The sequence below is a fragment of the Microbacterium sp. SLBN-111 genome (assembly GCF_049739645.1).
GTDB lineage: Bacteria > Actinomycetota > Actinomycetes > Actinomycetales > Microbacteriaceae > Microbacterium.
The window spans coordinates 1,059,598-1,075,807 of sequence record NZ_JBMGQH010000001.1; the positions used below are offsets into that span (position 1 = coordinate 1,059,598).

The 16,210-nt window shown below is 70.6% G+C and carries 14 protein-coding genes; 4 read left to right on the forward strand and 10 right to left on the reverse strand.

Annotated features, from left to right (window positions below):
- Nucleotides 1–116 precede the first annotated feature (116 nt).
- The 3 genes from RKD05_RS05025 to RKD05_RS05035 form a co-directional block, all read right to left on the reverse strand.
- Nucleotides 117–344, reverse strand: a complete 228-nt coding sequence (locus RKD05_RS05025) for a hypothetical protein (protein WP_424708433.1) — start codon at nucleotides 342–344, stop codon at nucleotides 117–119.
- A 46-nt stretch (nucleotides 345–390) separates the two neighbouring features.
- The gene (locus RKD05_RS05030) at nucleotides 391–1,233 is read right to left on the reverse strand and encodes a Fic family protein (protein WP_424708435.1); all 843 of its coding nucleotides are present in this window, start codon (nucleotides 1,231–1,233) and stop codon (nucleotides 391–393) included.
- 205 nt (nucleotides 1,234–1,438) lie between these two features.
- Nucleotides 1,439–2,308, reverse strand: coding sequence for a helix-turn-helix domain-containing protein (locus tag RKD05_RS05035; RefSeq protein WP_424708437.1), 870 nt, complete (start codon nucleotides 2,306–2,308; stop codon nucleotides 1,439–1,441).
- Nucleotides 2,309–2,676: 368 nt separating this feature from the next.
- Between RKD05_RS05035 and RKD05_RS05040 the strand changes: the two genes are divergently transcribed.
- Complete coding sequence (locus RKD05_RS05040; RefSeq protein ID WP_424708439.1) at nucleotides 2,677–4,800, forward strand: hypothetical protein; 2,124 nt, start codon at nucleotides 2,677–2,679, stop codon at nucleotides 4,798–4,800.
- Nucleotides 4,801–4,818: 18 nt separating this feature from the next.
- On the opposite strand, the gene RKD05_RS05045 is transcribed toward RKD05_RS05040, so the two are convergent.
- The 7 genes from RKD05_RS05045 to RKD05_RS05075 all read right to left on the reverse strand — a co-directional run bounded on the left by RKD05_RS05045 (nucleotide 4,819) and on the right by RKD05_RS05075 (nucleotide 14,351).
- Entirely contained in the window at nucleotides 4,819–6,096 is a 1,278-nt protein-coding gene (locus RKD05_RS05045) for an allantoate amidohydrolase (RefSeq protein ID WP_424708441.1), read from the reverse strand.
- The gene (locus RKD05_RS05050; RefSeq protein WP_424708442.1) at nucleotides 6,093–7,322 is read right to left on the reverse strand and encodes a pyridoxal-phosphate-dependent aminotransferase family protein; all 1,230 of its coding nucleotides are present in this window, start codon (nucleotides 7,320–7,322) and stop codon (nucleotides 6,093–6,095) included. Before RKD05_RS05050 ends, RKD05_RS05045 begins: the two co-directional genes overlap by 4 nt.
- 229 nt (nucleotides 7,323–7,551) lie before the next feature.
- A complete protein-coding gene (locus tag RKD05_RS05055) occupies nucleotides 7,552–9,177 on the reverse strand; it encodes an AtzH-like domain-containing protein (protein WP_424708443.1) in 1,626 nt (541 codons plus the stop codon).
- 175 nt (nucleotides 9,178–9,352) lie between these two features.
- Nucleotides 9,353–10,483, reverse strand: coding sequence for an acetamidase/formamidase family protein (locus RKD05_RS05060; RefSeq protein WP_424708445.1), 1,131 nt, complete (start codon nucleotides 10,481–10,483; stop codon nucleotides 9,353–9,355).
- The gene (gene allB / locus RKD05_RS05065; protein WP_424708446.1) at nucleotides 10,480–11,808 is read right to left on the reverse strand and encodes an allantoinase AllB; all 1,329 of its coding nucleotides are present in this window, start codon (nucleotides 11,806–11,808) and stop codon (nucleotides 10,480–10,482) included. The genes RKD05_RS05060 and allB overlap by 4 nt, the downstream gene beginning before the upstream one ends.
- Before the next feature lie 51 nt (nucleotides 11,809–11,859).
- Nucleotides 11,860–12,681, reverse strand: coding sequence for an aspartate/glutamate racemase family protein (locus RKD05_RS05070; protein ID WP_424708448.1), 822 nt, complete (start codon nucleotides 12,679–12,681; stop codon nucleotides 11,860–11,862).
- Nucleotides 12,678–14,351 (reverse strand): NCS1 family nucleobase:cation symporter-1, encoded by a 1,674-nt coding sequence (locus RKD05_RS05075; RefSeq protein ID WP_424708450.1) that lies wholly within the window; start codon nucleotides 14,349–14,351, stop codon nucleotides 12,678–12,680. Before RKD05_RS05075 ends, RKD05_RS05070 begins: the two co-directional genes overlap by 4 nt.
- 159 nt (nucleotides 14,352–14,510) lie before the next feature.
- Between RKD05_RS05075 and RKD05_RS05080 the strand changes: the two genes are divergently transcribed.
- The 3 genes from RKD05_RS05080 (at nucleotide 14,511) to uraH (ending at nucleotide 16,205) form a co-directional block, all read left to right on the forward strand.
- A complete protein-coding gene (locus RKD05_RS05080; protein ID WP_424708452.1) occupies nucleotides 14,511–15,116 on the forward strand; it encodes a helix-turn-helix domain-containing protein in 606 nt (201 codons plus the stop codon).
- A 244-nt stretch (nucleotides 15,117–15,360) separates the two neighbouring features.
- Nucleotides 15,361–15,888: a 2-oxo-4-hydroxy-4-carboxy-5-ureidoimidazoline decarboxylase gene (gene uraD, locus RKD05_RS05085; protein ID WP_424708454.1), complete on the forward strand. Its 528-nt coding sequence runs from the start codon at nucleotides 15,361–15,363 to the stop codon at nucleotides 15,886–15,888.
- Entirely contained in the window at nucleotides 15,885–16,205 is a 321-nt protein-coding gene (gene uraH / locus RKD05_RS05090; RefSeq protein ID WP_424708456.1) for a hydroxyisourate hydrolase, read from the forward strand. The genes uraD and uraH overlap by 4 nt, the downstream gene beginning before the upstream one ends.
- Nucleotides 16,206–16,210: the final 5 nt, after the last annotated feature.

The following is a 16,210-nucleotide window of genomic DNA, read 5'->3' on the forward strand; positions in this document are numbered from 1 at the left end:
GATAATCTAGCCCGGGATTGCCTAGAGTCAAGGGAGGCCTAGCCCCGACCGGCGGAAAGTTCACCCGCCCTCAATCCCGGCTGCGGAACGCTTCCTCGAGACGGCACGCGCCGGAGTCAGCGCCGGCGCATGCCCGCGGCGATCCGCGAGTCGAGCACCGTCAGTTCGGCGAGGAGGTCGCTCGCCGCCCACACCTTGTCACGCTTGCGGCCCGTGATCTCGTGGACGACTCCAGCCTCTTCGAGCCGGGCAAGGGCGGTGTACGTCGCCTGCCCCCTCACTCCCGCCACGGCTTCCACCTCATCGACACCCATCACCGGGTTGTCGAAGAACGCGGGGATCAAAGCGGCCGCAGCCGATCCTCGACGCGCCTCCACTCGTTCCGCCCACTCATCGGGAAACGCCCGAAATGTGCCGGATCGACTCGCGCCCGGCTTCCGCGGCAACCGTCGACGCGCGCAGGATCAGCTCGAGCAAAGGCGACGTCGCGCCATCCCGATAGTCGGTCAGCGCGTCGAAGTAGTCCTCGCGCCGCGCCAGCAGCCCACTCGCCACCGGGACGACGGTGTTTCGCGTCACCCCCCTCCGCCGCAGGATCGCGCCGATGAGCGCGCGCCCGATACGACCGTTGCCATCGCCGAACGGGTGGATCGACTCGAACTGCGCGTGTGCGAGGGCAGCCTGCGCGAGAGTCGGGACGTCATCCCGGTTGGCGAATCGGACGAGATCGTCGAGCAGCTCGCCGACCATCTCCGCGGGCGGAGGAACGTACAAGGCACCGACCGGGCTGTCCTCGCTTCCGCCGATCCAGTTCTGACTGGCTCGTAGCCGTCCGGCGTAGGGACCCTCGGTGAGATCGTCGCGCATGAGGTCACGGTGGGCACGAAGGATGTCGTCGACCACGATCTGGCCCATGCGCCCCGCCGCCTCGACCATGGTCCCGAGAGCCGTCGTCGCGGCGACCATGCTCATCGCGGACGTGTTCGACTTGTTGCCGGCGAGAGCCCGCGCGAAGTCCTCGACGGACGCCGAGACGCGCTCGATCTTCGAGGAGGCGACCGACTCCGTGCGGATGAGGAAGCGCGCGAGCGCGACCGACTGACCCGCTGCCTCCGCGTCCATCGCGCCGAGCGCGAGAAGTGCGGCTTCGTTGGCACCGGTCAGGTCGGTGGGGATGCGCACGTCAACGTCGGCGATGAACGGAGGGATGCGCGTCTCGACCTCGCGCAGCATCCGATCCTGCTTGCTACCACCGCGACGCTCCTGACGCCAGGGGACGACGCATGCGCCGTGGGGTGGCCAGGGAACACCGCCGCCAGACCCGGTTCCGGGCGCCCCCGCCTTCGCACGCATAACGTAGACCAATCGACTCGTTAACCTAGGTTAGCGCGAATAACCTAGATTAATGGCGTGGGAAGTCTCACTTCCGGCCCTCACCTCACAGCTCGAAGCGCTGCGCGTCACGCTCCCGCCGCGCGTGCGACAACGCCCGCTGCGACGGAAATCCTGAACGCCGCACGACCTCGGCCGTCGGCATCCCCACCGCCGTGAACCCGTCGGCGAGCTCGAGGCGCCGGGCCCGCAGCGCGTCGCGCGGCGTGCTCCCCCGGCGCGAGAACACCCGCGCGAGGTACTGCCGAGACACCCCCAACGCGTCGGCGAGCTGCTCGACGGTGAACCCGGGGTCGTCGGCCCGCTCGTTCACGAGCTGCATCGCCGCCGCGAAGGTGCCCTCCGCGGAGCGGAACAACGCAGGATCCGGCCCGGCCCCTGCGCGGTCGGCGATCAGGGCCGCGCACAGGCCCTCGATCGCGTGTCCGAGCGCGGCGCGGGTCGAGGGGGTCGTAGACCGCTCGGTGTTGAGGATCGCGTTGATGGTGGATGCCAATGCCCGCCACGCCGGCCCATCGTCGGCGCCCGGGAGCACCGACGGCTCGTCGAGGAGCCGGTGCGTCGCGACGACCTCGATGCGCGCGCTCGGCTGCTGCGACACGAACCCGGCGAACGACGCGTTCGGGTAGACGAGCGCGTCCGCGGTGTCGGCGGGGACATCACGCCCGTCGCGAAAGGAGTAGTCGACACGCCCCTCGGCCTCGAGCACGAGCGTCGCGCCGGTGTTCCGCGCGGGCGCGGGTGCCGGGGAGATGCGCGCCGCGGTGTGCCACAGACGCCGGATGACGATGGCCGACATCTCCGCCTCATCGACGATGAGGATCGCGGGCCCCTCCGACATCGGGGTCCAGTCGAGGGACCGCTGCGCGAACCACTCGCGCACCGCCGGGCCCTCGGCGCGCACGCTTCGGGTCATGCGGCTCCGATCTGAGCAGGTGTCCCTCCAGCGTCGCCGCCCGTTCCTCCGCCGCTCCGCCACCCTCGGATTCATTCACCTCCCGGTTCACGCGCTCCTTCGATTCCGGATGCCACCCACCCGCGCGTCCTCACCCGCACCGGTCGCGCAAACGTGGAGTTGGAGTCGCTCGGGGCACCCGCGGATGCTGGCGCCACCCGAACCCGAAAGGCCTACGTATGTCTCGCGACCCCGAAAACCGGACGCCCGAAGTGCCCCGCACGCCCACGCCGTCCCGCCGTACCGTCCTCGCCGGAGCAGCCTGGTCCGTCCCCGTCATTGCGGCAGCCAGCATCGCCCCGGCCGCTGCCGCGGCGTCAAACGCTCCGGTGCTCACGTTCGACAAGACCACCTATACCGGTGTGGCCTGTGGAACGATCACCGGCGCGTACATCACGGTCACGGTCGGCGGCGTGCCCAGTGCCGGGGCAAGCGTGACGACGAGTCTCGACAATGGCTATCGGTTCGCCGACGGCTCCGTCACGAACACGCAGCCCAGCGGCAGCGACGGCCGCGTGAACCTTCCGGCCATCAGCGTGCCGCCTCAAGGCGGGACCGGAACGTTGTCTGCGACATCGGCGGGCGCAACGCCCGCGGCCTCCACCGCTTCGGCCGCGACGGTCGGTTCAGCGCACCGCTACATCCGAGACGTGAACCCCAACAGTTCACTCCTCCAGAACTTCCCCAATACACCTGCTCAGACGTCTCCCGTTGGCGGGGTCGGGTGGCTGACCGACGACGGTGTCCTCTACTGGGGCGACGGTGTGAGTGTCGCTACGGGAGTGGCCAAGGCGATCGGCGGCATCGACGACAGGAAGCAGTACGTCCTCGAGTACACGCTGACCTCGGACGGCTCTGCCCACCGCTACGTCCGAAATGTCGCCAACGGTACGACGCTCTACCAGGACGCTCCGGACGTTCCCGCCGGAGCCACCCCGGTAGGAGGAATCGGATGGCTCCTCCCCAATGGGGATCTCTACTGGACGGGGATCAAGGTCGCAACCGACGTCTTCAAGGCGGTCGGCGGGATCGACGAGCAGAACCAGTACGTCCTTGAGTATGTGCTCGCGTCCGATGGGTCGGCGCATCGCTACGTTTACAACATCCCGAGGCAGGAGGGGTTCTATCAGGCCTTCCCTTCCGTCCCCGCTGGCACGACACCCGTCGGCGGGATTGGATGGCTCACAGCCGGGGGCGACCTGTATTGGGCGGACGACGGTAAGGTCGCCTCTGGCGTATCAAAGGCTGTCGGCGGCGTCGATGAGAAACAGCAGTACGTCCTGGAATACACGCTCTCCAGCGATGGATCTGCCCATCGCTACATCAAGAACGTGACAACGAACACGGTCGTCTATCAGGACTACTGGAATATCCCAGCCAACTGCACCCCCGTCGGCGGGATCGGATACCTCTCCTCCACCGGCGACCTCTACTGGGCATACACGGGTATTGTCGCTTCGGGCGTTTCTCGGGCCGTGGGCGGCATCGACGAATTCGGCAACTACGTGTTGGAGTACATCGACGCCAACGATGGATCAGCCCATCGCTATGTGCGGATCATCGGGGCGACACCGACGACCGTCCAATCCTTCCCAAAGGCACCTTCGGGTTCGACGCCCGTTGGCGGTATCGGCTATCTCTCGCCGACCGGCGACCTCTACTGGGCCGCGGAGGACCCCGTGGCCACCGGCGTTGCCCGGGCGATAGGTGGACGCGACGACAAGAACCAGTACGTACTTGAATACACGCTCAAGTCGGACGGCTCGGCGCAGCGTTACGTCCGCAATGCAAAGACCGGAGACACGCTGCACCAGTCCTTCCCGAACGTCCCCAACGGAACGACTCCCGTCGGGGGCATCGGGTGGCTGACTTCTACCGGCGACCTCTACTGGTCCACCGTCGGAGTCATCGCATCCAACGTGGCAAAGGCGATCGGCGGGATCGACGAACAGAACCAGTACGTCGTCGAGTACGTCCTGTCATCCGACGGTTCTGCCCACCGTTACGTCTACAACGTCCCGCGGCAAGAAGGGTTCTACCAGGACTTCCCGGCGGTGCCCGCCGGGACGACACCCGTCGGCGGCATCGGGTGGCTTACAGCCGGTGGCGATCTCTACTGGGCCGACTACGGCAAGGTCGCGGCGGGCGTTTCGAAGGCCTCGGGCGGCGTCGATGAGCTTGGCAGGTATGCCCTCGAATATGTGCTGTCCACCGACGGGTCGGCTCACAGGTACATCCGGAACGTGTCCACACAGACGGATGAACACCAGGACCTGCCGACCGTGCCGGCCGGATCGACGCCCGTGGGCGGTAACGGTTACCTCTCTCCGTTCGGCGAACTCTACTGGGGCAACATCGGGAGGTTTGCCACAGGCGTCTCCGGCGCCATCGGCTCGATCGACGACTACGGGTCGCCGGTGATCGAGTACATCAGCGCGTCGGCCTGCGGCTGACGCCCGCATCTGGCCGCGCTACCCCCGCTCCGCCCCCAACCCCAGCACCGCCTCGGCGAGTGCCAGGATCCCCGCCGCGACATCGGCGGCGGAAACGGCCTCGTCGGGGTGGTGACTGATCCCGTCGGGGTTGCGGAGGAACAGCATCCCCACCCCGGTGATGGCCCCGATCGCCATCGCGTCGTGACCGGCGCGACTGAACAAGGTCGGGGCCTCACCGCCAATGCCGGCCCGCACCACGTCCTGCAGCAACGGCTCGCAGAACACCGCCGGCGCCGAATGCACCTCGCGTGACCGCCAGCGCAGGCCACGGCGGCCCATGATGGCATCCAATTCCGCGGAGATCTGGGACCACGTGTGGTCGCGGGTCTCATCGAACTCACCCCGCAGGTCGAGCGAGAACACCGCCTCGCCCGGCACGACGTTCACCGCGCCGGGGAACGCCTCCAGCTGCCCGACCGTGCCGACGATGTGATGCTCGGCGCGGCAGATCCGCTCCACCGCGAGCGCCGCCTCACTCGCGCCGAGCAGCGCGTCGCGGCGCATGTCGTACGGCGTTCCGCCGGCGTGCCGGGCCTCGCCCTCGACGACCAGCTGGAACCGCCGCGCCGACGCGATCGACGACACCGCCGCGAGCGGCAGCCCCGCCCGATCGAGCTCGGGGCCCTGCTCGATATGCGCCTCCAGGTACCCGACGAGCTCCTCGGGCTTCCGCGCGGCCTCGCCCACGCGGCCCGGATCGAGGCCGAACTCGCGGAACGCCTGCCGCAGCGTCGAGCCGTCGGCATCCGTGAGATCCCACCAGGACGAATCCCACTGCCCGGCCACGGCCGACGACCCGAGGAGCGCCTTGCCGAAGCGCGTGCCCTCCTCGTCCGAGAACGCGATCACCTCGAGCGCGAACGGGAACGGACTGGATGCCACCCCCTCGTCGTCCACACGACGGACCAGCCGCACCACCTCAAGCGCCATCAGCACACCCACGATGCCGTCGAAGCGCCCGGCATCCGGGACCGTGTCGAGGTGCGACCCCATCAGCAGGGCGGGGGCGTCCCGGGCTCCGGCAGGGGCGAGGCGACCGACCTGGTTGCCGGCCGCGTCCTGCCGGGTCGACATGCCGAGCTCGCGCATCCACTCGGCGGCGAGCCGGTTCACGCGCGCGTGTTCGGGCGACAGGTACACGCGCTCGATTCCGCCGGTCATCGCGGTGACGCGGGCGAGCTCTTCGCAGCGGCCCATCACGCGGCGCGCGGCCGACGCGATGCGCTCCGGCGCGACCTGGAGCCGCGTCTTCATCCCGCGGCCCCGTACACGTCCTGCGCGGCCTCGACGCCCCCGCCCGCGGCGACGGCCGCGCCGTGACGGCGCAGCACCGTCTCGAGCGCGGCCAGGGTCGTGAGCACGGCATCCTTCCGGGCGTTGTAGCCCATCGTGCCGATGCGCCAGACGCGTCCGTGCAGCGGACCGAACGACGTGCCGATCTCGATCCCGAAGTCGTTCAGCAGCTCGGCGCGCACGGCGTCGCCGACGACGGCATCCGGAATCTCGACCGCGACGACGTTCGTCATCTTGTGTGCGACGTCACCGAAGACGGTGAGCCCGAGGCCCTCGACGCCGGCGAGCATCGCGTCGCCGTGCAGCTGGTGCCGCGCGATCACTTCGTCGCGGCCCTCGAGCAGCAGCACGCGCGCGCACTCCCGCGCGCCGTAGAGCATCGTCGTCGCCTCGGTGTGGTGGTTCAGGCGCCGCGGACCCCAGTAGTCCAGGATCATCGCGAGGTCGAAGTAGTTCGAGCGGATGAAGTCGGATGCCACGGCATCCCCCTCCTCCCGGATCCCCGCCTCGACCCGCGCGCGCGACCGGACGACCTCGACGGCACGGTCGGACAGGCTGATCGGCGCCGAGCCGGAGGGTCCACCGAGGCACTTCTGCAGGCCCGCGGTCGCGGCATCCAGGCCCCAGGCATCCATTTCGAAGGGGTTCCCGCCGAGGGATGCCGTGGCGTCGGTGTAGAACAGGGCGCCGTGGGCGCGGCAGATCTCGCCGATCTCGTCGAGCGGCTGAAGCATCGTGGTCGACGTGTCGCCCTGCACGCACGCGACGAGGTGCGGCTTCACCCGCTCGATCGCCTCGCGGATCGTCGAGACTGGGAAGACCTCTCCCCACGGCACCTCGATCGTGTGGACCTCGGCGAGCGCGCGCTCGGCGATCTCCTTGAGCAGGTGGCCGAAACGGCCGAAGACCGGGACGAGCACGCGGTCGCCGGGGCGGATGAGCGACACCATCGCCGCCTCGATGCCGGCGCGGCTCGTGCCGTCGATGAGCAGGGTCGCATCGTTCGCGGTGCCCCAGACTCGCCGGTACAGCTCCTGCGTCTCGTTCATGGTCGCGGTCATGAACGGGTCGTACTGCCCGACGAGCGGGGCGCCCATCGCGCGCAGGACGCTGGGGTAGGCCGAGATGGGGCCGGGCCCCATCAGCAGACGCGCGGGCGGGTCGATCGGGCCGGGGAGGTGGGTCATCTGGGCTCCGTGGTGCGGGGGTGGGCGGGGCGGACGGGCTCGGGACGGAACACAACGAAGGAGATCGGCTTCCGCCTCGGCGCTATGGCGCGCCAGTCGCCGGTCCGGCGGCCGGATTTCCTTCGTTGTGTCGCGCAGGGCGGGGGCACGTTCGACCCAACTCCGGCAATCCGGGCGCGGTGGGCGGTGGATGCCGAGCTGTGCCGGTTCTGCAGGAGTTGTGCCGCGTTCATCGGCCGGCCCCCGCCCCAACCACTGCCGCGAGCCGCCGAGCCAGACGGACCAGCGCGATGTCGGTGCCGGCGCGCGACACCAGGCAGACGCCGACGGGCGCGCCGGCCACCGTCAGCAGGGGCACCGAGACCGCGGGGAGCCCCGCCGCCGCCGCGGGGGCGGTCATGCGGAGGGTCGCCGCGCGGACGGCATCCACGTCCGCCGTGCGCAGCGGCGCGGGGCCGGGAACGGTCGGGAAGATGAGGACCGCGCCGTCGACGAGCTCGGCCATGTGCGCCGCGATCGGCTCGAGCGCGGCGCGGGCGGAGGCCTCCTCGGCCGGGGTGATCTGCGACGCGACGCGGAAGCGTTCCGCGACCGCCGGACCCACCGCCCCGGGATGCGCCCGCAGCCACTCGCCGTCATTGCGCCACGCTTCGGCGCCCTGGACGGTGCGGAACGCGGTGAAAGTGGCATCCAGGTCTCCCGAATCCACGGCGCGGAACGGCGGCGGATCGTCGGATGCCGCGAGCGCGGCGAGCAGACGCGAAAAGGCCGTGCGCGTGTCGGGCTCGACGCACGCGAGGATCTCCTCGGGCACGAGGAAGCGCCAGGGGAGGTCGTCGCCGGAGGCTCCGTAGACGTTCTCGGTGGAGGCCGAGCCGTCGTAGCTCAGGCACCAGTCGGCGACACGCTGCAGGGTCTCGCCGTCGCGGGTGAGCCAGCCGATCGTGTCGAACGACTGCGCGAGCGGCAGCATCCCCTGCCGCGGCACGAGGTCGTGCGTCGTGCGAAGGCCCCACAGTCCCTGGTACGACGCGGGCACGCGGATGGACCCCGCCGTGTCGGTCGCGAGGCCGACGTCGGCGTGGCCGAGGGCGACGGCGGAGGCCGGTCCGCTCGACGAGCCGCCGGGGAGCGCGCCCACGACAGCGCCGTTCGGCGGGGTTCCGTAGTGGACGTTGTCGCCCGCGATCGAGTACGCGAACTCGTCGGTGCGGGCGATGCCGCGGAGCGACGCTCCCGCGCGGAGCAGGTCGGCGACGGCGGGAGCGGTGGCCTTCTCGGGGCGCGCCTCCTCGAGGAACGTCGGGTTGCCCGCGCCGATGCGGAACCCCGCGATCGCGAACAGATCCTTCACGGCGACGGTGAGTCCCGCGAGCGGTCCCTCCCACGCGCCCTGCAGGAACGGATCGCCGACGCTGCGCCAGATCGTCCGGTCGAGCGCGGGCGTCCGCGGGGTCACGTGCGCCGCGGTGATGAGCCAGCGCCCATCGATCCGCTGCCACACCTGCGTCTGCAGCCCGCGCCCGCCGCCGCGGAACGCCGAGACCGAGATCAGCAGGGCGACGTCGCCGTCGGTGCTCTCGGCGGCGTCAGCACCGGATGCCATGGCCTCGCCGCCGCGGGCGAGGGGGCGGTAGTGCACCTCGGCGATCTCGCGCGGGGGAACGCCGCCGCGGAGCGCCCGGAACCCGCTGATGGCGTCGTGCCCGACGAGGAGCCCCGCCGTGTCGCCGCGGAGCGTGTCGTCGCCGGGGGCGAAGAACGCGTCGAGCGCGTCGAGGTCATTGGCGACGATCGCCCGCTCGTACGCGTCGAACGCCTCTCGCAGGTCGACCGGGATCGTGGCATCGGTCATCGCTGTCCCTTCCCGACGCGATCGAGTGTCCAGGACACGCCGCGTGCGACCCGCGCGATGCGGCGTGTCTTGGACACTGAACCATCATCTGCGGCGCGACTCGGAACGATGCCGGGGGCGGCGCCGGCGGCGTCCGCGGCCTCGGCGCGGGCGAGGGCGGCGGCGAGCGCGGGGGTCATGCGGCGCCTCCGTCACCGGCCAGCGGCACGGGCTCCACCGCGGCCACGCCGGCGAAGTCCGCCTCGCGGATGCGGGCGTGCACACCGGACACGATGTCGACCACCTGCGAGATGTCGAAGTCGGTCGCGGCGCTGAGGTACGCGTAGGCGAGGTGCTCGTCCATGCCCCAGCGGCCCCCGAGCAGCGACAGCGACGCGCGGACGCACGCGCGCATCGCGGCATCCAGGTCGGGGTCCATTCCGGTCGGCACGAGGTACTCGGGCGTCCGGACGAGCGGGCCGACGACGTCTCCGAACGCGGCGCGAGCGGCATCCGCGGGGATCACCTCGAAGCGCAACGTCGCCCGCAGCGAGGCCTCGAGCGCGGTCAGCGCGACCTCGCCGTCGCCCTGCGCGAAGTGCGGGTCGCCGACGTACGCGAGCGCCCCCTCCACCTGCACCGGGAGGAACAGCGTCGCCCCCTCGACGAGCAGGTTGATGTCGATGTTGCCGCCGTGGGTTCCGGGCGGGACGGAGTGCGGCCGCTCGTGCCCGGCGACCGCGACGCCCATCGTCCCGAGGAACGGCGCGAGCGGGAACGCGACCACCGGCTCGCCGCCCTCGACGACGGGCAGGGTTCCGTATAGCCCGTCCTCTCGCGCCGAGACGGAGGCGAACACGCTGACGTTGTGCTCTCCGCGGGGCAGTTCGCCCACGAGCGCGCCCTTGCCGTGGCGGTTCGAGATGACGCCGTACGGCACGCGCGGCGCGAGCGCCTCGACCGTGATCTTCAGCAGATCGCCGGGATGCGCGCCGCGCACGTGCACGGGCCCCACGACGACGTGCGGGCCGTCCGCCATCACGTCACGGGGAACGGATGCCGCGATCTCGATCGCGTCGTCGAGCACCTGCTCCGCCGGAACACCGTGGGTCGCGAAATACGCCGCCGGGTCCTTGCCCTGGTCGTCGAGGATCCCCTCGTGGCTCACGGTGTCGAACGTCACGGTCTCACCCGACGCGATCTCGAGCACCGCCGTGTCGGTCCCGCACGGCAGCCGCCCCCACAGCACCGTCTCGGGCGTCGCGCGGACGTAGTGATCGCCGGGGATCTCGCCCACGCCCGGCTGCAGGATCGGGACCGCGCTCATGCCTCGACCACCGTGGTCACGAGCTCGCGCCCCGCGCGGACCGTCACGTGCTCGCCGCGGCGGAACACCGATTCTCCGCGCAGCCACGTCTCGCGCACGACGCCCGTGAGCGTCTGCCCGTGCCACGGTGAGACCGGGTTGCGGTATTCGAGGGCCGTGGCATCCACGACGAACTCCTCGTCGGGGGCGAACGCCACCAGGTGCGCCGGAGCGCCGGAAGCGATCACGCCGAGGCCCGCGAGCCCGGCGACGCGCGCGGGGCCGGTGGTGAGAAGCGGCAGGAGGTCCTCGAGCGGGATGCCACGCCCCCGCGCCGCGGTGTGCACCGACGACAGGCCGGTCTGGAGTCCCGCGATTCCACCCCAGGCCAGGCCGAAGTCGGGGTTGGACTTCAGCTCCACCGTCGCGGGCGAGTGGTCGCTGACGATGGCGTCGATGGTGCCGTCGACCACCCCCGCCCACAGCAGGTCGCGGTTCGCGGCGCCGCGGATCGGCGGGCAGCACTTGAACGCCGCGGCTCCGTCGGGCACCTCGGCGGCGTCCAGCGTGAGGTAGTGCGGGCACGTCTCGACGGTCAGGCGCACGCCCTCGGCCTTCGCGGCACGGACGTCGTCCAGCACCTCGCCGTCGGACACGTGCACGATGTGCGCGCGGGCACCGGTGCGGCGGGCCGCCTCGATGACCCGGCGGATGGCCGCGCGCTCGCTGACCGGCGGGCGGCTGGCCTCGAAGTCGGCGTAGTGCGGACCGAGCGCGCCGTCGGCGTGCAGGTGCGCGGGATCCTCGGCGTGCACGATCAGCAGCCCGTCGAACTCCGCGAGCTCGGCGAGGCAGGCCTCGAGCTGCTCGGCATCCAGGTGTCCGAACTCGTCGATCCCGCTCGGCGACAGGAAGCACTTGACCCCGACGACCCCGGCATCCGCCAGCGCACGGAGCGACCCGAGGTTCTCGGGGACCGCCCCGCCCCAGTACGCCACGTCGACGGCCAGCTTTCCGACGGCGGCGGCGCGCTTGGCATCCAGGGCTTCCGGGGTTGTCGTGACCGGCGAGCTGTTCAGCGGCATGTCGACGACGGTGGTCACTCCCCCGGCCGCGGCGGCCGCGGTGCCGGTGGCGAAGCCCTCCCACTCGGTGCGGCCGGGCTCGTCGAGGTGCACGTGCGAGTCGACGAGGCCCGGCAGCAGCACGGCGTCGTCGGGCAGCACGCGGTCGGCCATCGGGTCGAAGACGGTCACGTCCGTGATGCGACCCTCGTCGATCACGACGGTCGCGGGGACGAAACGCCCGTCCACGAACGTGCGGCGGGCGGCGATCCTGGTGCTCATGCCGATCACGCTAAAGGCCCCGCGTTTCGCCGATGTAACCGTCATCAACATTCATGCGAACACTCGGCCCGGTGCCGCGCCGGCGGTGGTCGCGGGGTTTGGGGCGCTATTCGCGCTTTGGGGCGTGACTTCTCCGCCCCAAAGCGAGGAATCCGCCCCAAACCCGGAAGGAACCCGCACCGGCGGCGTCGCGTACTCGTCGCGCTTGCTCGTCCCGAGACCCATGCGGACCATTCCGGATGCCAGTCCCACCGCGGCCGCGACCCCATCGACGACAGGCACGCCCACGCGGGCCGTCAGCTCGGCGCACAGGTCGGCCATGCCGGCGCAGCCCAAGACGATCACGTCGGCACCGGCCGTGGCGGCATCGGTGCTGTGGCGCGCGATCGTCTCGAAGGCGGGAGAGCCGGTGTCCTCGAGATCCAGGACCGGGATGCCGGTCGCGGCCAGCGACACGCACGCGCGCTCCATACCGTACCGACCGACGAGGTCACGGGCCCGGCCGAGCGTGCGGCTGAGGGTCGTGACGACGCCGAAGTGCCGCCCCGACACCGCGGCCAGGTGCATCGCCGCCTCGGCGATCCCGACGACCGGCGCGTCCACCAGCTCGCGTGCCGCGTCGAGCCCCGGGTCGCCGAAGCACGCGACGACGTAGGCGTCGGCGGGGGCCGGCCCGTCGCGGTCGGCCGCGACCAGCTCGACCACCGCGGCCGCGGCCGCGACCTCGTCGACGTGGCTCTCGATCGCGGCCGCGCCGACCGTCGGGCACACCGCATCGAGGAGGACGTCGGGTCCCGCCACCTCCCGGGCGGCATCCGCGATCTTCGCGGTCATCGCCCGGGAGGTGTTGGGGTTGATGAGCAGGATCCTCACGCGAGCGCGCCCGCTCCCGAGACACCGGAACCCGACTTCGACGCCGGGGCCGTGGCATCCACGGGGATCACTCCCGAGATCGCCGGCGGCTCGGATGCCGCGGTGGCCGCGGCTCCGTCGACGGTGCCGTCCGAGATGCCGTCCGTCTCGCCGTCGAACGTCGGGACGCGGGGGTCGAAGCGCTCGAACAGGAGGAACAGGACGTATCCGAGGCCGCAGCCGATGAACCAGCTGTAGTCACTGATCCACGAGACGTTGAACAGGCCCAGGTCGGCGAAGAGCTTCGGGAACACCGCGATCGCCACGGTCGGAACGCCCGCCACGATGACGGCCTTGACCCCGTTCGGGTTGAAACCGTTGCGGTACCAGTAGGGGCCCTTGGCATCCATCGTGAACATCGCGTCGACCTTCACGCGCTGGCGGGCCGCGATGTAGTACCCGGCGATCAGGATGCCGAAGAGCGGACCGATCAGCGCGCCCAGGACGCCGAGCGAGTAGTGGATCGCGTCGCTGTTCGAGTACCAGTTCCACGGCATGAGGAACGTCGAACCGACCGCGGCGATCATGCCGCCCGCGCGCCACGAGATCTTCTTCGGGGCGAAGTTCGAGAAGTCGAACGCGGGCGAGATGAAGTTCGCGACGATGTTGATGCCGACCGTCGCGGTGACGAACGTGAGGCCGCCGAGGAGGATCGCGAAGGGCGTGTCGATGCGCTCGACCGTCTTGATCGGGTCGGTGATCAGCTCGCCGAACACCGGAACCGTCGCGGAGGCCGTGATGACGGTGAGCAGCGAGAAGAACAGGAAGTTGATCGGCAGGCCCCACAGGTTGCCGCGCTTGACCGCCTGGAAGCTCTTGCCGTACCGCGCGAAGTCGCCGAAGTTCAGCATCGGACCTGAGAAGTACGACACCACCAGCGCGATCGCGCCGAACATCACCGGGATCGACGCCCAGAAGTCCAGCTGCGTCGTGGACAGGGTGAACGAGATGTTCTGGATGCCGGCCTGCGACACGAGGTATACCGCGAGCACGATCATGACGAGGTACACCGCCGGGCCGGCCCAGTCGATGAAGCGCCGGATGACCTCCATGCCGTTCCAGAACAGCAGGAACTGGGCGGTCCAGAGGATCGCGTACGAGATCCAGCCGAGAGCCGACAGCCCCGCGAACGACACGTCGAGCAGGGCCGCCGAGCCCGGGATGAACTTCAGGAAGATGATGTTCAGCGACTCCGCCGCGAGGAACGTCTGCACGCCGTACCAGGCGATCGCGATGAGGCCGCGGATGATCGCGGGGATGTTCGCCCCGCGGATGCCGAACACCACGCGGTTGATCACCGGGTAGGGGACGCCCGTCTTCTGGCTGGGCTTGGCGACGAGGTTCGCGAACACCTGCACGATGACGATGCCCGCGAGCAGAGCCACGAGCACCTGCCAGGACTGCAGGCCGAGGGCGAACAGCGAGCCCGCGGTGACGTAGCCGCCGACCGAGTGCACGTCGCTCATCCAGAACGCGAAGATGTTGTACGACGACCACTTCTGCTTCTTCAGCGGAGCGAGGTCTTCGTTGGCGAGCCGGTCGTCGTACTGCGGCTTCATATTGCCGCCGCCGGTGGGGTGGCCTGCGGCCTCCACGAGATCGTGGGGGCCGGTGAGCGGTGTCGTGGTCATGTCATTCCTCTCAGGACGGTGGATGCCACGACGTGGAGTCCGCGGCCGGAGTGGTGCATGAATGTGAAGCTATGGGTTCACACATCCGCCCTGGTTTCGCTCGTGTAACAGCTGTGTGAAGTCGCTCCTTCACACTCGCGGCATCCCTAGACTCGGGGCATGACGCAGCCCGCCGCCGTGGACGAGAGCACCGTCGCCGCCGGTGGCGTCGGCGAACGCATCCGCACGCTGCGCACCGCGCGCGGAATGTCGGCGCGCACCCTCGCGGCGAAACTCGGCATCTCCCCCAGCGCCGTGTCACAGATCGAGCGGGGCGTGATGCAGCCGAGCGTCTCCCGCCTCATCGCCATCACCGACGCGCTCGGCGTTCCCCTCGTGGCCGCGTTCGACCCGGCATCCGATCGTCCCGTCGAGCCCGCGGGCCCCTCGGGCTTCACGCTGCAGCGCGCCGGACAGTCACCCGACATCGTGCTCGACAGCGGCGTCTCGTTCCGCCGCCTGACACCCGGCTCCTCGCCCGGCGTCGACTACTTCGAGTCCATCTATCCGCCCGGGGCGTCGGCCCACGGCGCCGACGGACTGTTCCACCACGAGGGGTACGAGGTCGGCACGGTCGTCTCGGGCGAGCTGACCATCGACTTCGAGGCCGAGCGCGTGATCCTCCGCGCCGGGGATGCCATCAGCTACCCCTGCTCGGTCCCCCACCGCCTGCACAACACCGGCACCGCGGACGCCGTCGCGCACTGGCTGATCGTCCACGCCTGACGGCGGGGACGACGCGGCCGTTCGGGCGGGAGCTTCGCGGACACAACGAAGGAAATCCGCCCGAGCGAGCGACGTGCGCCGCGCCATTTCGCCCCCTGCCACTCGAATCTCCTTCGTTGTGTCCCGGGGACGACCGCCGCGCAGACCGAGGCCGGCTGCGGCCAACCGCGGAATGTTCCCCACAGCAACATCGCGGACACATCCGGCCACAGCCCCGTAACGCGGCGCCCGTAGCGTTGCGGGCATGCACCTCACCGCCTTCAACGCGGCCTCTTCGGCCGACGCGACGGACGTCGTCCGGGTGTGGGCCGACATCCCGGGGTGGGTCGACGCCGTCGTCGCCGGTCGCCCCTACGCGGACGTCGACGCCCTCGCCGCCTACGCCGGCGACCTCGCCTCCACGTGGTCACCGGACGACCTCGCCGCCGCTTTGCACGCCCACCCCCGCATCGGCGCGAGGGTGTCGGGCGAGAACGCCGAGGCCGCGGCATCCCGTCGCGAACAGGCCGCGATGAGCACCGCCGCCGACGACGACGTCGCCGCGATCGCCGCCGGCAACGCCGCGTACGAGGAGCGGTTCGGTCGTGTGTTCCTCATCCGCGCGGCGGGGCGGACCCCCGGCGAGATCCGCGCCGAACTCGAGCGCCGCCTCGGCAACACCCCCGACGCCGAGACCCTCGAAGCGACGCGGCAGCTCGCCGAGATCGCGCTGCTGCGCCTGCGGACCACCCTCGCCGACGACGCCCCCGACGAACCGGAGCCCGCCGAATGACGCACCTCACCACGCACGTCCTGGATGCCGCGACCGGGACGCCCGCGGCCGGCGTCGCCGTGACACTGGCCCGGTTGGGCGGCGAGACCATCGCCGAGGGCGTCACCGACGCCGACGGCCGCCTCGCGCTCGGTCCCGACCGCCTCTCGCACGGCGACTACGCGCTGACGTTCGGGACCGGCGACTACTTCCGCTTGCGCGGGGTCGCATCGTTCCACCCCGTCGCGACGGTCGCGTTCACCGTGAGCGGCGAGGGCCACCTGCACGTGCCGCTGCTGCTGAGCCCGTTCGCGTACTCGACCTACCGCGGCAGCTGAGGAGG

Excerpts from the sequence above, each read along its gene's own strand:
- RKD05_RS05075 (WP_424708450.1), bottom strand. The coding sequence starts at position 14,351 with ATGACCACGACACCGCTCACCGGCCCCCACGATCTCGTGGAGGCCGCA.
- uraD (WP_424708454.1), top strand. The coding sequence starts at position 15,361 with ATGCACCTCACCGCCTTCAACGCGGCCTCTTCGGCCGACGCGACGGAC.
- uraH (WP_424708456.1), top strand. The coding sequence starts at position 15,885 with ATGACGCACCTCACCACGCACGTCCTGGATGCCGCGACCGGGACGCCC.
- allB (WP_424708446.1), bottom strand. The coding sequence starts at position 11,808 with ATGAGCACCAGGATCGCCGCCCGCCGCACGTTCGTGGACGGGCGTTTC.
- RKD05_RS05080 (WP_424708452.1), top strand. The coding sequence starts at position 14,511 with ATGACGCAGCCCGCCGCCGTGGACGAGAGCACCGTCGCCGCCGGTGGC.
- RKD05_RS05035 (WP_424708437.1), bottom strand. The coding sequence starts at position 2,308 with ATGACCCGAAGCGTGCGCGCCGAGGGCCCGGCGGTGCGCGAGTGGTTC.
- RKD05_RS05030 (WP_424708435.1), bottom strand. The coding sequence starts at position 1,233 with ATGCTGCGCGAGGTCGAGACGCGCATCCCTCCGTTCATCGCCGACGTT.
- RKD05_RS05045 (WP_424708441.1), bottom strand. The coding sequence starts at position 6,096 with ATGAAGACGCGGCTCCAGGTCGCGCCGGAGCGCATCGCGTCGGCCGCG.
- RKD05_RS05060 (WP_424708445.1), bottom strand. The coding sequence starts at position 10,483 with ATGAGCGCGGTCCCGATCCTGCAGCCGGGCGTGGGCGAGATCCCCGGC.
- RKD05_RS05055 (WP_424708443.1), bottom strand. The coding sequence starts at position 9,177 with ATGACCGATGCCACGATCCCGGTCGACCTGCGAGAGGCGTTCGACGCG.
- RKD05_RS05050 (WP_424708442.1), bottom strand. The coding sequence starts at position 7,322 with ATGACCCACCTCCCCGGCCCGATCGACCCGCCCGCGCGTCTGCTGATG.